At 60.0% G+C, this 837-nt stretch carries 1 protein-coding gene; it reads left to right on the top strand.

Annotation, left to right across the window (positions count from 1 at the left end; translation table 11 throughout):
* On the top strand, nucleotides 1-837 hold an 837-nt coding region (locus tag F2B26_RS16490), incomplete at both ends, for a hypothetical protein (protein ID WP_159811169.1).

The raw sequence follows: 837 nt of genomic DNA on the forward strand, positions 1-837 counted from the left end.
TTTACCGGTACGCGCGATGAGCAGGTTTATTATACCTATCGCGACGGTTCGCTCGCCACAGCCTTCGGTGGCAGCGCCGATCTGGTGAATGGCGAGCTGACAAGTATGACCTCCGCGATCGGAACCGTCAGCGTCGACACAGCAGATATCGTTGAAGCCGGTGATGTTGAAGAGCTTGCATGGGCTCGCTGGACGAATGGCGAGGTGACCGACAACGGCGTGTTCGGCGATAACACGATCCAGCTCGGCGCAAACGGCGGATATCATGTCATGTCGGGTGAGCGTACATTGGCGCTGCCTGGCAGTGGAAGGGTCGAATATGATCTGGTCGCCACAACCTCGGCTACCGACAATCGCGGCACCACGCCGGGTACGATCACCGGGGACCTTTCGATCCTGTTCGGCACGACCAGCAAGGTCGGCTACAATATGAAGATGGACCTTGGCGGCATGAGCTGGGCCGTTGCAACCAATGGTGGTGCTGCCAATCCCGACAATAGCGAGATTGGTATCGTAGCGGGCAGTGGTGGTTTCACCTTTGGCGGTATCTTCAGCAGTACGTCGGGCGATGTGGCCGCAACCGGGGGGGCATGTGCCGGAACCTGTATCGTCAATATCGGTGGGGCCCTGTACGGAGAGAACGCCAAATATGCCGGTGTAGCGATGAACGTTACCGACGCCAGCGCTGCAAATGGCACTATAGGTGCCAGCGGATTGGCGATCTTCGCAGCTGCCGGAGACGGGGGCGTGCCGAACAACAACCCGTACGCCGCGGTGCGACAGGGCATCACGCCAGCCAGGACGGGCATCGCGCAAGCGGTTGGCAACACTCCTCCG

This window comes from Cellulomonas citrea (assembly GCF_009829685.1).
GTDB classification, from domain to species: domain Bacteria; phylum Actinomycetota; class Actinomycetes; order Actinomycetales; family Cellulomonadaceae; genus Cellulomonas; species Cellulomonas citrea.